The organism is Arthrobacter sp. UM1 (genome assembly GCF_020483305.1).
Classification (GTDB): Bacteria; Actinomycetota; Actinomycetes; order Actinomycetales; family Micrococcaceae; genus Falsarthrobacter.
The window spans coordinates 287,622-301,388 of sequence record NZ_JACWAB010000001.1; the positions used below are offsets into that span (position 1 = coordinate 287,622).

Annotated in this window: 9 protein-coding genes and 1 pseudogene; 7 read left to right on the forward strand and 3 right to left on the reverse strand. The window is 68.5% G+C overall.

Translation table 11 applies throughout. From position 1 onward, the window contains the following. Positions 1-175 precede the first annotated feature (175 nt). Positions 176-1,195 (forward strand): annotated as a pseudogene (locus H9I38_RS01380) (TerC family protein); the annotation flags it as partial. A 365-nt stretch (positions 1,196-1,560) separates the two neighbouring features. Next, positions 1,561-2,508 (forward strand): Abi family protein, encoded by a 948-nt coding sequence (locus H9I38_RS01385; RefSeq protein ID WP_413463498.1) that lies wholly within the window; start codon positions 1,561-1,563, stop codon positions 2,506-2,508. A 24-nt stretch (positions 2,509-2,532) separates the two neighbouring features. On the opposite strand, the gene H9I38_RS01390 is transcribed toward H9I38_RS01385, so the two are convergent. From H9I38_RS01390 to H9I38_RS01400, 3 genes are read right to left on the reverse strand one after another with little or no spacing between them, the layout of a single operon-like run. Continuing rightward, on the reverse strand, positions 2,533-2,853 hold the full coding sequence (locus H9I38_RS01390; protein ID WP_226336834.1) for a putative quinol monooxygenase: 321 nt from the start codon (positions 2,851-2,853) through the stop codon (positions 2,533-2,535). Between the two features lie 35 nt (positions 2,854-2,888). Further along, positions 2,889-4,196 carry an alpha/beta fold hydrolase gene (locus H9I38_RS01395; RefSeq protein WP_226336835.1) on the reverse strand — a complete coding sequence of 436 codons (1,308 nt, stop codon included), beginning with the start codon at positions 4,194-4,196 and terminating at the stop codon, positions 2,889-2,891. Between the two features lie 17 nt (positions 4,197-4,213). Beyond that, entirely contained in the window at positions 4,214-6,733 is a 2,520-nt protein-coding gene (locus tag H9I38_RS01400) for a DEAD/DEAH box helicase (RefSeq protein ID WP_226337333.1), read from the reverse strand. A gap of 204 nt (positions 6,734-6,937) precedes the next feature. Between H9I38_RS01400 and H9I38_RS01405 the strand changes: the two genes are divergently transcribed. The 5 genes from H9I38_RS01405 (at position 6,938) to uvrC (ending at position 13,766) form a co-directional block, all read left to right on the forward strand. Next, on the forward strand, positions 6,938-7,732 hold the full coding sequence (locus H9I38_RS01405; protein WP_226336836.1) for a methyltransferase domain-containing protein: 795 nt from the start codon (positions 6,938-6,940) through the stop codon (positions 7,730-7,732). A gap of 8 nt (positions 7,733-7,740) precedes the next feature. After that, positions 7,741-8,151 (forward strand): GntR family transcriptional regulator, encoded by a 411-nt coding sequence (locus H9I38_RS01410; RefSeq protein WP_226336837.1) that lies wholly within the window; start codon positions 7,741-7,743, stop codon positions 8,149-8,151. A gap of 35 nt (positions 8,152-8,186) precedes the next feature. Beyond that, positions 8,187-11,078, forward strand: coding sequence for an excinuclease ABC subunit UvrA (gene uvrA / locus H9I38_RS01415; protein ID WP_226336838.1), 2,892 nt, complete (start codon positions 8,187-8,189; stop codon positions 11,076-11,078). Positions 11,079-11,163: 85 nt separating this feature from the next. Further along, the gene (locus H9I38_RS01420; RefSeq protein WP_226336839.1) at positions 11,164-11,835 is read left to right on the forward strand and encodes a lysophospholipid acyltransferase family protein; all 672 of its coding nucleotides are present in this window, start codon (positions 11,164-11,166) and stop codon (positions 11,833-11,835) included. 2 nt (positions 11,836-11,837) lie between these two features. Then, a complete protein-coding gene (gene uvrC / locus H9I38_RS01425) occupies positions 11,838-13,766 on the forward strand; it encodes an excinuclease ABC subunit UvrC (RefSeq protein WP_226336840.1) in 1,929 nt (642 codons plus the stop codon). Position 13,767 lies beyond the last annotated feature (1 nt).

The window sequence follows — 13,767 nt, forward strand, 5'->3', positions numbered from 1 at the left end:
ACGTCAGCACGCACGGCACCTGCACTGAGCGGGAAGGCCGCGCCGGGCACAGCGAGCAGCCCCGATGCTGCCGGAGAGACTTGCGCACCTGGTGACCCCGGTACGTCGCGCCCTTGTACGGCCCTGCCGGGCGATCCGCTGACCGCCCGCACGCACACGGAAGGCCATTCCGCCCATGCTTCAGCTCCCTCTCTGGTTCGAGATCGGCTCCTTCGCCGTTCTCGGACTTATCCTCCTCGCAGACCTCCTCCTCGTGGTGAAGAGGCCGCACGAGCCCTCGATGAAGGAGGCCGGCCTCTGGGTCGGCTTCTACGTCGCCCTCGCGCTCGTCTTCGCCGGCCTCATGTACGTCTTCGCGGGACACGAGCACGGGACCCAGTTCATCGCAGGCTGGATCACCGAGTACAGCCTCAGCGTGGACAACCTGTTCGTCTTCATCGTCATCATGGCGCGCTTCTCGGTGCCGCGGAAGTACCAGCAGGAAGTGCTCATGGCGGGCATCATCATCGCCTTGGTGCTCCGCGGGGTCTTCATCCTCGCGGGAGCGGCCATCATCGAGCAGTGGTCCTGGGTCTTCTACATCTTCGGGGCGTTCCTCCTCTGGACCGCCTACAAGCAGGCCACGGATGACGGCGAGGACGAGGCGGGCGAGAACCCGCTCATCGCCCGCCTGCGCAAGGTGCTCCCCATGAGCGAGCAGTTCGACGGAGGAAAGCTCCGCACCCGGGTGAACGGCAAGACGGTGTTCACACCCATGCTCGTGGTGTTCGTGACGATCGGCCTGACCGACCTCATGTTCGCCTTCGACTCGATCCCGGCCATCTTCGGCCTGACGCAGTCGGCGTTCATCGTCTTCACGGCCAACCTGTTCGCGCTCATGGGCCTCCGCCAGCTCTACTTCCTGCTCGGCGGGCTCATGGAGCGCCTCATCTACCTCAAGCACGGACTCTCGCTCATCCTCGCCTTCATCGGCGTGAAGCTCATCCTTCACGCGATGCATGAGAACGAGCTGCCGTTCGTCAACGGCGGCCACCCGATCGAGTGGGCCCCCGAGATCGGCACCTTCGTGTCCCTCGCCGTGATCGTCGGCATCATCGCCGTCGCGACCGTCGCGTCGCTGCTCAGCCCCCAGGGCAAGGTCGCCCAGGCCAGCGCGAATCTCCGCAAGGCGTTCGAGGACTACGAGCGGGCTCACCGCGAGTACGCGGCAGAGCAGGAGGTGGAGCCCACAGGCGGCACGGAGAAGCCAGAGCTGCGCCAGGCCGAGGGTCAGCTTGTCGGCGCCTACGAGAACGCGGTGGCCGTCAACGATCGGACCTCCAAGGCGGACGTCGAGTTCCCTGAGACGGCGGAGGACCAGCCCTCCCTGTCCGAGACGGTGCGAGGACTCAAAGACCGCGGTGTGACCAAGGAGGACGCTTCCAAGAAAACCGCGGAGGACCGCGCACGCTGAGCACGGCGCAACGGATGATATAATCATCTCAACCGTTCAGCCCGCCCCAGCCCCTGCTGGGAGCGGGCTGGATCTTTCTTCGGTCAAGGAATCGGACAAGGATGAGGATGCCGAGGACACTCAAACCCCCAACGTCAGCAGCCGACCAGATCGAAGTCCTGATCAGGCGTGGTATGGCCGTTGAGAGGGCTCAGGCGGAGCAGTGGCTTTCGAACGTGAGCTACTACCGCATGTCGGGCTATTGGCACCCTGCCCGTCTCGAAGACTCAGGCAATGACCGCGGCGACCAGTTCAAGCCAGGGACGTGTTTCGCTGATGCGGCTGCGCTCTACGAAGCAGACCGAAAACTGCGAACCCTCCTCCATGACGGGTTGGAGCGAATTGAAATCGCGTTGCGGACACGTATCGGGGAAGCGCTGACTCTCGAGGGCCCGCTCACTTATACGCGACCTGAATTCTTTCGTCCTACTTTCGACCACGCGGAGTGGATGTCGGTGGCCGAAAAACGAATTTCACGCTCCCAGCGCTGGAACGAGTCGATTCGCCACCACGACCGAGAATATGGGGGACAGTACCCTTTCTGGGTCCTGGCCGAGGTGCTTGACTTCGCGGATGTCTCCAAATTGTTCGCCGGCTTGAGAGCTCCGGTGCAGCGATCTGTTGCTGAAGGACTCGGCATCGCCGTCGACAGGAGTCTCCTTTCAGAGCGACAGTTCAAGAAGGCTTCGAAGAACTCTCCGCTGGCACGGTGGTGTGAACAGCTGACCGTGGTCCGCAATCTCTGTGCGCATCACGGGAGACTGTGGAACAAATCGTTTGTTCCGGCACCGACCCCGGTCCTCAGGGTTCTGCCTGGCTTCCACTCTCTTCCTTCCGGGCAGAACGAGCGCGTATTCGGCGTGCTCGTCGTGATGAGCCAGCTCCTCCGGGTCATTTCTCCCGGAACAACGTGGCCCAACAAGGCTGCACGCCTCGTCAACACTGACTTCGTCCCGAATCCGCCGGTGACACCGGAAGGGCTCGGAATCACCGAAGGATGGAACGGAGAATTCTAATGGATCGGGCTGTCCTCAGACCGGCTAGCCGATCTGCAGCTCGCCCATCTCCTCCCAGCCGGTTCCCTCGACCTGCCGGCTGATGATCTTCGGCGTGGACTCGAGGGCCGGGCGCATCTTCTCCAGGCCGTCCTTGAAGTGCTGGCTCGTGACATGCGGCTCGGCCCCCTCGTCCGTGAAGGCCTCGACGAGCACGTATTCGCTCGGCCGCTCCACGTTCCGGGACCACTCGAACCAGAGGTTGCCCGGCTCCTGACGGGTCGCCTCGGTGAACTCCCGGGTCCGCTCGATCCAGTCCTCGGCGAACTCCGGCTTGACGGTGAACTTCACGACGATGAAATACATGCCTCCACCCTAGGACAGCAAGGCACCCTCGTCGTCTACTGCGCAGACGGCAGGCCGATCCGCCCGGCCAGCTCGCGGAAGATGACCGCGCCGTCCTGGGCGATGCCGTCGTGGTGGAGGTCCGAGCGCTCGTACACGCTCGTGCCCCGGATGGCCTCGGCGGCGGCGAGAGAGAGGCCGCGGTCCACGTAGATGTCGTCCGTGTAGACGCACGCCGCCACCGGCACCTCGTTCCGGGCGAGCTGCGCGCGGTCGTAGAGCGGCCCGAGCTGCGGGTCCTCCGCGATGATCTGCGCGGCTTCCCAGAGCGGGGCCGTGGCCGGGTCGGTCTCCACATGCCAGGGGTAGACCATCTCGCCGGTCAGCCGCGGCACCTCGTCCTCCTCGCCGTACCCGCCGAGCTCGCGTCCCACCCGCCATGCGGACCAGTCCGTGGCCGAGTCCTCGGCGTAGATGCTCTCGTGCATCACGGTGTAGAGCGGCGTGCTCTCCTGCGAGAAGACCTGCCACACGGCGCGCTTGAACGCGTCCGTGAGCCCGCGGCTGCCGTCCGCCCGGGTCTCGAACGCCTCGGAGAGCAGGTAGTGGAGCTGGTGGACGCGGGTGTTGCCGCCGAGGTACATGCCGAGCCGCTGGACGTGTCCCGGGCGCAGCCGGATCCCGTCGATCCGCTCGTCCGCCTCCCGAACCCGGCGCATGATCTCAGCGAGGTGCTCCCGGTCCTCGGGGTACCAGCCGAAGAACTCGTCTTCCCGGCGGGCCACGTCGGCGTAGGTCGCGCGGTAGACGTCGTCGACCCCTGCGGTCAGGGGCGGCAGGCCGCCCGTGAGCATGGAACCGGCGAGGGACTCAGGGTGGTTCGACAGGTACGTGGCGGTGAGGAAGCCGCCGTAGCTCTGGCCGTGCGAGTACCAGGTCTCGGCGCCGAGAGCCCGGCGCAGGCGCTCGGCGTCCTCGACGATCGAGTCGGCCCGGAACCTCCGCAGCGTCTCCGCCTGCTCCTCGGGCGTGCCGCCGAGCGTGTTGCGGTTGAGCGAACGGCTCTGCCCGGTGCCGCGCTGGTCCAGCTGCAGGACGCGAGCGTGCTTGGTGGCCTCGCCGATCCACCCGCCGAGCGAGCCGTAGCGCGTTCCGCCGCTGCCCGGGCCGCCCTGGAGGTAGACGAGCCAGGGGAGCTTCTCGAACTCGCTGCCGGGCCGCCGATACTCCCGCGCGAACACCTCGATCTGCTCGCCGTCCGGCCGCCGGTAGTCGAGCGGGGCGGTCACCCGGTGCTCCGTGATGAGCGCGTCGGAGCCCATGCTCCGCGTGGGGCCTTCCCGGTATCCGAGGCTCTCTGCCATGCGTGCGTCCTTTCGGTTCAGTTCCCGGCGAAGCCGGCTCGGGTGATGCGGACGACGGCGGAGCCGGACTCGTCCGAGGCGTCGAGGTCGATCTCCGCGTCGAGGCCGAAGTCCCGGTTGCCCTCCGGGTCCTTGAGGATCTGGCGGGCGGTCCAGAGGCGTCCGGTGCGGCGGAGGATGAGGAGGTCGGCGGCCCGCGCGGCGGGGGAGTCGTCGATGTCCTCGTACTCCTCGAAGTAGTCGTCGAGCGCGTCGGCCCAGTCGTCCGCCGTGAGCGTTCCCCCGGCGGCGGCCTCGGCGTCCGCGAGGGCCTTGTCCTGCTCGTCCGCGAAGAGCCGGACGCGCCGGAACAGCTCGTTGCGCACCATGACGGTGAACGCCCGCTCGTTGGAGGTGATCCCCGCCGGCGCGGGCGGCGTGGGGGAGGCGTCGTCGTCGGCGTCCTCCGGATGGGAGAGCTGCTCCCACTCGTCGAGGAGGGAGGAGTCCGTCTGCTTCACGAGCTCGCCGAGCCACTCGAGGATGTCCTCGAGCTCGTCGGTCATGGCCTCGCTCGGGATGAGGCGGCTCATCGTCCGGTAGGCGTCCGAGAGGTAGCGCAGGAGGATGCCCTCGCTGCGTGCGAGCCCGTAGTGGTTGATGAACTCCGGGAAGTTGAGGGCCCGGAGGTACATGTCCCGCACCACGGACTTCGGGGAGAGCTCCAGGCCTGCGAGCCACGGCGCGCCGTGTCGGTACGTCTCGAGGGTGGAGGTGAGGAGCTCCTCGAGGGGCTTCTCGAACGTCACCTCGTCGAGCTTCGCCATGCGCTCGTGGTACTCGAGCCCGTCGGCCTTCATGGCGGCGAGAGCCTCGGTCCGGGCCTTCTTGTGCTGCGCGGAGAGGACCTGCCGCGGATCGTCGAGCACCGCCTCGATGACGCTGAGGGCGTCCACGGCGTAGGAGGGCGAGTCCGGGTCGAGGACCGCGAGGACCGCGAGCGCGAACGGGGCCAGCGGCTGGTTGAGGGCGAAGTTCTCCGGGACGTCGGCGGTGAGGGAGTACCGGCGCCCGCAGGAGTCCCGGTTCGGGTGGCGCGCGATGAGGTCTCCGGCCCAGAGCTCGCGGAGGATTCCGAGGCCCTGGCGCTTGAGACCCGCATGGGAGCCCGGAGCCATGTGCGAGTGCTCGATGAGGTGACGAGCGGAGTCCAGGGGGTCCTGGCAGCGCGCGAGGAGGTTGACGGCCATCGAGTGGGTGATGCGCAGGCTGGGGGAGAGCGGCTCCGGGTCCGCGGAGACGAGCTTCTCGAACGTGGGCCGGCCCCAGGAGACGAACCCCTCCGGCGGCTTCTTCTTGGCGACCTGGCGGAGCTTCTTCTCGTCGTCGCCGAACTTGGCCCGGGCCTTGTCCATGGCCTTCTTGTTCTCGATGGCGTGTTCGGGCGCCTGGACGATCACCGTGCCGGCCGTGTCGAAGCCGGCGCGGCCGGCCCGCCCGGCGATCTGGTGGAACTCCCGAGCCTGGAGGATGCGGGACTTGGACCCGTCGAACTTGGACAGGGCCGTGAGCACCACGGTGCGGATCGGCACGTTGATGCCGACGCCGAGCGTGTCCGTGCCGCAGATGGCCTTGAGCAGCCCCTTCTGCGCCAGCTGCTCCACGAGCCGCCGGTACTTGGGCAGCATGCCGGCGTGGTGGACGCCGATCCCGGAGCGCACGAGCCGTGAGAGCACTTTGCCGAACCCGGCGGAGAAGCGGAAGTCCCCGATCACCTCCGCGATGGCCTCCTTCTCCTCCGGCGTGACGAGCTTGAGGCTGGCCAGGCCCTGCGCCCGCTCGATCGCCTCGAGCTGGGAGAAGTGCACCACGTACACCGGGGTCTGGCGAGTGGCGACGAGCTCGGCGAGCTGGTCCTGCAGCGGCTCCTCGGAGTAGGAGAAGTGAAGCGGGATGGGCCGGTCCGCATGCGCGACGACGGCGACCTCCCTCCCCGTCTCGGCCGGAAGCCGCTCCTCGAAGCGGGAGACGTCTCCGAGCGTCGCGGACATGAGGAGGAACTGGGCCTGGGGGAGCTCCACGAGCGGGACCTGCCAGGCCCATCCGCGCTGCGGATCGCCGTAGAAGTGGAACTCGTCCATGATGACGCAGCCGATCTCCGCGTCCGCGCCGTCCCTCAGCGCGATGTTCGCGACGATCTCGGCGGTGCAGCAGATGACCGGGGCGTCGGCGTTCACCGAGGAGTCGCCCGTCACCATGCCCACGTTCTCCGCGCCGAAGACGCGCACGAGGTCGAAGAACTTCTCGGAGACGAGGGCCTTGATCGGCGCGGTGTAGTAGCTGCGGCGCCCGCGGGCGTAGGCGAAGAGGTGGGCGGCGAGGGCCACCATGGACTTCCCCGAGCCGGTGGGCGTGGAGAGGATGACGTGCCGGCCGGCGGCGAGCTCCATCGCCGCCTCCTCCTGGGCCGGGTACAGGCTGAGCCCCCGGCTCTCGGCGTAGGAGACGAACGAGGCGAGCAGGTCGTCCTCGCCCGCCTTCCGGTAGGCGCCGAACAGGCCGCGGTACTCCGGTGTGTCGGGTCTCTCGGGGAGGAAGTCGGTGATCACCCCTCCAGCCTAGGGCGTTCCGCGCGGTCGCGGGGGAGTCGGGCAAGGGGCCTGCGCCCGGCATGACCTCTCCGGCCGGTGGCGGCAGGACTAGTCTTGCGGTGAGAAGCGCCGGGCGCTCGCGCCGCCCGGCCTGAGCCGAAGGAGGCGCGCGTGGCCGATTCACCGTCTTGGGACCCTGAGCAGTATGCGGTGTTCGGAGACCACCGCACACGGCCGTTCCTCGATCTCATCGCGCAGATCCGTCCGGAGTCGCCTCCTTCCCGGGTCCTGGACCTCGGCTGCGGCACCGGCAACCAGACGGAGATCCTCGCGGACCGCTGGCCTGAGGCGGACGTCGTCGGGCTCGACTCCTCGGCGGAGATGCTGCGCACCGCCGAGCGGCGGAGCCGCCCGGGGCTCCGCTTCGAGCTGGGGGACATCAACACGGCGGACGTCTCGGAGGCCGACGTCGTCGTCTCCAACGCCGCGCTGCAGTGGGTGCCGGAGCACCGGCGCCTGCTCGGAGAGTGGGCGGAGAGCATGAGGCCGGGGTCCTGGCTGGCCGTCCAGGTGCCCGGCAATTTCGACGCCCCCTCCCACCGCATCATGAGGGAGCTCGCGGCCGAGGAGCCCTTCGCGGGGCCTCTGCGCGGCGTGCTGCGGCACGAGGACGCGGTGGATACATCCAACGCCTATTTGCTAAACCTCGCGTCACACGGTTTCATAGTGGATGCGTGGGAGACCACGTACTCGCACGTTCTCCAGGGGGAGAACCCGGTGGTGGACTGGGTTCGGGGCACGGGGCTGCGCCCGGTTCTCGAGAGTCTTCGCCCGGAGATGCGCGCTGAGTTCGAAACGGAATATGCGAGGCGGGTTCGCGCGGCGTATCCGCCCGCCGATGTCGGCACGGTGTTCGAGTTCCGCCGGATCTTCTTCGTCGGACGGAAACGGCCGTCAACAGCCTAAGGAAACCCATGGAATCCCCAATCCCCACGTGGCTCTCGAAGGCCTCTCTGCAGGAGTACCCCGGGCCTCCGGTCGTGCAGATCACCGGCGCTGTCGTGGACGCCATCAACCGCGCGGACGCCGAGGCGGGAGATCAGCTCCCGCCCGTGCGCAAACTGGCGCTGCACCTTGGCGTCGCGGTGAACACGGTGGCCAAGGCCTACAAGCGCCTGGAGGAGTGGAACCTCGTGGAGGGGAGGGGCCGCGCGGGGACGGTGGTCTCCACGGACTCCGTCAAGGTCCGGTACGACGTCCAGCAGATGGTCGCCTCCCTCGTGAAGCTCGCGCGCCGCTCCGGCGTCTCGGCAGAGGATCTCCACGCGATGCTCGACGCCGCGATCGGGCGCCAGAAAGACGCGGCTTCGTCTGCGGCGAACTGAGTTGAATCGAACACCCGTTCGACTAGGCTGGCACAGTGACCTCTCAGCAGACTGACGCAGCCGCCCCCCACCGCTCATCCCTGAACCGCCTCGTGGTCCAGGGCGCGCGCGAGCACAACCTGAAGAACGTCAACCTCGAGATCCCGCGCGACGCGCTCGTGGTCTTCACGGGCCTCTCGGGCTCCGGCAAGTCCTCCCTCGCGTTCGACACGATCTTCGCCGAGGGCCAGCGCCGCTACGTGGAGTCCCTCTCCGCGTATGCCCGCCAGTTCCTCGGCCAGGTGGACAAGCCGGACGTGGACTTCATCGAGGGACTGTCTCCCGCGGTGAGCATCGACCAGAAGTCGACGAGCAAGAACCCTCGCTCCACCGTCGGCACCATCACCGAGATCTACGACTACATGCGCCTGCTCTGGGCGCGCATCGGCCGTCCCCACTGCCCGGTCTGCGGAGAGGCCATCTCGAAGCAGTCTCCTCAGCAGATCGTGGACCAGCTGCTCGAGCTGGAGGACCGGACGCGGTTCCAGGTGCTCGCGCCCGTGGTGCGCGGGCGCAAGGGCGAGTTCGCGGACCTCTTTCCGGACCTGGCCGCGCGCGGGTACTCGCGCGCGAGGGTGGACGGGAAGACCGTTCAGCTGCAGGACCCGCCCAAGCTGGCCAAGCAGTACAAGCACACCATCGAGGTCGTCGTGGACCGCCTGGCCATGAAGGAGGGAGTGCGCCAGCGCCTCACGGACTCCGTGGAGACGGCGCTCGGCCTCGCCGAAGGCCGCGTCCTCATCGAGTTCGTGGACCGCCCGGAGGACGCGCCTGACCGGGTCCGGGCGTTCTCGGAGAATCTGGCCTGCCCCAACGAGCACCCCCTCGCCCTGGACGAGGTGGAGCCGCGCAGCTTCTCCTTCAACAACCCCTTCGGCGCGTGCTCCGAGTGCTCCGGCATCGGCTCCCGCCTGGAGGTGGACGAGGAGCTCGTGGTCCCCGATCCGGACCTCTCTCTCGCGGAGGGCGCCATCGCGCCCTGGTCTCTCGGCGCGGCCACCACGGAGTACTGGGTGCGGCTCATGTCGGGCCTCGCGAAGGAGCTCGGCTTCTCCATGACGGAGCCGTGGAGCAGCCTGCCCGCCAAGGCCCGCAAGGCCGTCCTCCACGGCAAGGACTACAAGGTCACCGTCGCCTACCGGAACCGGTTCGGGCGCGAGCGCAAGTACACCTCGGGCTTCGAGGGCGTCGTCGCCTACATCCACCGCAAGCACGAGGAGACGGAGTCGGACCACGCCCGGGACCGCTACGCGGAGTACATGCGGGAGATCCCGTGCCCGGCGTGCAACGGCGCGCGGCTCAACCCCACGGCGCTCTCCGTGACGGTGGACGGACGGTCCATTGCGGAGGTCTCGGCGCTGCCGATGGGGGAGGCGTCCGCCTTCTTCTCCGCCCTCGAGCTCACACCGCGCGAGGCGCGGATCGCTGAGCAGGTCCTCAAGGAGATCGACGCGCGCCTGAAGTTCCTCCTCGACGTCGGTCTCGACTACCTCAACCTCGAGCGCTCGGCGGGCACGCTCTCGGGCGGAGAGGCTCAGCGCATCCGCCTCGCCACGCAGATCGGCTCCGGCCTCGTGGGCGTCCTGTACGTGCTGGACGAACCGAGCATCGGACTCCACCAGCGGGACAACCGCCGGCTCATCGAGACGCTCACCCATCTGCGGGACCTCGGCAACACGCTCATCGTCGTCGAGCATGACGAGGACACCATCCACGAGGCGGACTGGATCGTGGACGTGGGGCCCGGCGCGGGAGAGCACGGCGGCGTGATCGTGCACTCCGGCTCGGTCGAGGGGCTCGTGGAGAACACGGACTCGATCACGGGCGACTACCTTGCGGGCCGCCGCGCCATCGAGATCCCGTCCGAGCGCCGCCCGGTGGACCGCAAGCGGATGGTGCGCGTCGTCGACGCCCGGGAGAACAACCTCAAGAACGTCACCGCGGACTTCCCGCTCGGCGTGCTCACGGCCGTCACCGGCGTCTCCGGGTCCGGCAAGTCCACGCTGGTCAACGACATCCTCTACAAGACCCTCGCGAACAAGCTCAACGGCGCCAAGCAGGTGGCCGGCCGCCACAAGCGGGTCGAGGGCCTGGAGCACCTGGACAAGGTCATCCACGTGGACCAGTCGCCCATCGGCCGCACGCCGCGCTCCAACCCCGCCACGTACACGGGGGTGTTCGACAACATCCGCAAGCTGTTCGCGGAGACGAGCGAGGCGAAGGTGCGCGGATACCAGCAGGGCCGCTTCTCCTTCAACGTCAAGGGCGGCCGCTGCGAGAACTGCTCGGGAGACGGCACCATCAAGATCGAGATGAACTTCCTGCCGGACGTCTACGTGCCCTGCGAGGTCTGCCACGGCGCCCGCTACAACCGCGAGACGCTCGAAGTCCACTACAAGGGCAAGAACATCGCCGAGGTCCTCGACATGCCCATCGAGGAGGCGGCGGAGTTCTTCGAGGCGTTCGCGCCGATCCACCGCCACCTCAAGACGCTCGTGGACGTGGGACTCGGGTACGTCCGCCTCGGCCAGCCCGCCACCACCCTCTCCGGCGGCGAGGCGCAGCGCGTCAAGCTGGCCTCCGAGCTCCAGAAGCGCTCCAACGGCCGCTCGGTCTACGTGCTGGACGAGCCCACCACGGGCCTGCACTTCGAGGACATCCGCAAGCTGCTCCTCGTGCTCCAGGGCCTCGTGGAGAAGGGCAACTCGGTCATCACGATCGAGCACAACCTGGATGTCATCAAGGCGGCTGACTGGATCATCGACATGGGCCCGGAGGGAGGATCCGGCGGCGGCGAGGTCATCGCGGCGGGAACCCCGGAGGAGGTCGCCCAGGTGGAGGCCAGCCACACCGGGCGCTTCCTCGCGGAGATCCTCCCGCAGCGCTGATCCCGGGCATCGGCCCCTGCGGCCGATAGAGTTGGACCACCCCGGGAGGGCCGGACGCGGACGAGAACGCGGAAGAAGAGGAGCGATGAAAGCCTACGACGTCACCTACCAGGCCGTGCGCACGGCCATCAAGGGCCTGTGCCGTCCCACGATCACGGGGATCGAGAACGTCCCCGAGACCGGCTCGTTCATCGTGGCCTCGAACCACCTCTCCTTCCTCGACTCCGTCATCATCCAGGCCCTCATGCCCCGTCCCGTCTCCTTCTTCGCCAAGGCGGAGTACTTCACCACGCCGGGTGTGAAGGGACGCCTCATGAAGTCCTTCTTCACGGCGGTGCGCTCCATCCCCGTGGAGCGCGGGGAGCAGGCGGAGGCCGTGGCGGCCCTCAAGACCCTCCTCGGCATCCTCGAGAAGGGCGACGGCGTCGGCATCTACCCCGAGGGCACGCGCTCCCGGGACGGGCGCCTCTACCGCGGACGCACGGGTGTCGGCTGGCTCGCCCTCGCGTCCGGCGCGCCTGTGGTCCCGGTGGGCCTCATCGGCACCGAGCGCCTCCAGCCGGCGGACAAGAACTGGATCCGGCCGCAGCACTTCACCATGAAGATCGGCGCTCCGCTGCAGTTCGAGCACCTCGGCCAGAAGCACGCCCTGCCCGCCCGGCGCCAGGCCACGGAGGCGGTCATGGACAGCATCGCGGCGCTCACAGGACAGCCGCGCTCGGACAAGTACAACGAGCGCCCCGCGGCCGCGGTCTAGGCGTGGCCGACCCGAAGTCCTACCGTCCCGCCCCGGGGGAGATCCCCACCCAGCCGGGCGTCTACCGCTTCCGCGAGGCCAACGGCCGCGTCGTCTACGTCGGCAAGGCGAAGAGCCTGCGCTCCCGCCTCAACTCCTACTTCGCGGACCCCGCGGGCCTCTCGCCCAAGACCCGCCAGATGGTCACGACGGCGGCGAGCGTCGAGTGGACCGTCGTCGGCTCCGAGCTGGAGGCCCTCCAGCTCGAGTACACCTGGATCAAGGAGTACGCGCCCCGGTTCAACATCATGTTCCGGGACGACAAGAGCTACCCCTATCTCGCCATCTCCATGAACGAGCGCTTCCCGCGCGTGCAGGTCATGCGCGGGGACAAGCGCAAGGGCGTCAAGTACTTCGGCCCGTTCCACCCGGCCAAGGCGATCCGGGAGACCATGGACACCATGCTGCGCGTCTTCCCGGTCCGCAGCTGCACCGCCGGAGTCTTCAACCGGGCCGAGCGCTCGGGCCGGCCGTGCCTCCTCGGCTACATCGGCAAGTGCTCGGCCCCGTGCGTGGGCCGGATCAGCCAGGAGGAGCACCGGGAGCTCGCGCAGGAGTTCGTCTCCTTCATGAACGGCCACACGGGCCCGACGACGCGCGACCTCACCCGCCGCATGAAACAGGCCGCGGCGGAGCAGGACTTCGAGCTCGCGGCCCGGCTCCGGGACGACCTGCAGGCTCTGACCCGCGTCTTCGAGCGGAACGCCGTCGTCCTCGCCGAGTCCGCGAACGCGGACGTGTTCGCCTTCGCGGTGGACGAGCTCGAGGCGAGCGTCCAGGTCTTCCACGTCCGGGACGGCCGCATCCGGGGCCAGCGCGGCTGGGTCATGGAGCGCGTCGAGGACGTCTCGGACGAGGCGATGGTGGCGCAGCTGCTCACCCAGGTCTACTCGGACATGCAGGACGCCGAGCGCATCCCGCCGGAGGTGCTCGTGCCCGTTCTGCCGCAGGACGAGCCGGCAGTCTCGGCCGCCCTCGGAGAGATCCGCGGAGCCCGGGTCCGCATCCGCGTGCCGCAGCGCGGCGAGAAGGCGGAGCTGCTCGGCACGGTCCGGGAGAACGCCGAGCAGGCCCTCGCCCTCCACAAGTCGCGCCGCTCGAACGACCTCACCCAGCGCTCGGCCTCCCTCTCCGAGCTGCAGGACGCGCTGGGGCTGCCCGAGCCGCTCATGCGGATCGAGTGCTACGACGTCTCGCACGTCCAGGGCACCAACGTCGTCGCCTCCATGACGGTGGTGGAGGACGGGCTTCCGCGGAAGTCCGAGTACCGGAAGTTCTCCATCCGCGGCGAGGCCGCCCGGGATGACACGGCCTCCATGCGGGACGTCATCCGGCGCCGCTTCTCGCGCCTGATCGAGGAGGAGAAGTCTCCCGAGGCCGTGCCGAAGTTCGGGTACCGCCCCAACCTCGTCGTCGTCGACGGCGGGCCGCCGCAGGTCGCCGCCGCGCACGAGACCCTCCAGGAGATGGGGTTGGAGGACATTTACGTCGTGGGCCTCGCCAAGCGCCTCGAGGAGGTCTGGATCCCCGAGGACGAGTTCCCCGTCATCCTGCCCCGCGCGAGCCAGGGCCTCTACCTGCTCCAGAGAATCCGAGACGAGGCCCACCGGTTCGCCATCACGTTCCACCGCAGCAAGCGCAGCCGCTCCATGACGGCCTCGCTCCTCGACGGCGTGCCCGGGCTGGGGCCGGCCCGGAAGGCGGCGCTCATCGAGGAGTTCGGGTCCGTCTCCCGGCTGCGCGAGGCGACCCCGGAGGACCTGACCCGCGTCAAGGGCGTGGGGCCGGCCCTCGCGGAGAGCATCTCCGCGCACCTCGCGGCGGAGGGAGAGGACTCCGCTGCCGAGCCGGAGGAGGCCGGCTCCCAGCGGGAGAAGAGCCAAGAGCGGTAGC

Bases quoted from the DNA above. Each gene is read 5' to 3' on its own strand.
- H9I38_RS01385 (WP_413463498.1), top strand. From the start codon at position 1,561: ATGCCGAGGACACTCAAACCCCCAACGTCAGCAGCCGACCAGATCGAA.
- H9I38_RS01390 (WP_226336834.1), bottom strand. From the start codon at position 2,853: ATGTATTTCATCGTCGTGAAGTTCACCGTCAAGCCGGAGTTCGCCGAG.
- H9I38_RS01395 (WP_226336835.1), bottom strand. From the start codon at position 4,196: ATGGCAGAGAGCCTCGGATACCGGGAAGGCCCCACGCGGAGCATGGGC.
- H9I38_RS01410 (WP_226336837.1), top strand. From the start codon at position 7,741: ATGGAATCCCCAATCCCCACGTGGCTCTCGAAGGCCTCTCTGCAGGAG.
- H9I38_RS01420 (WP_226336839.1), top strand. From the start codon at position 11,164: ATGAAAGCCTACGACGTCACCTACCAGGCCGTGCGCACGGCCATCAAG.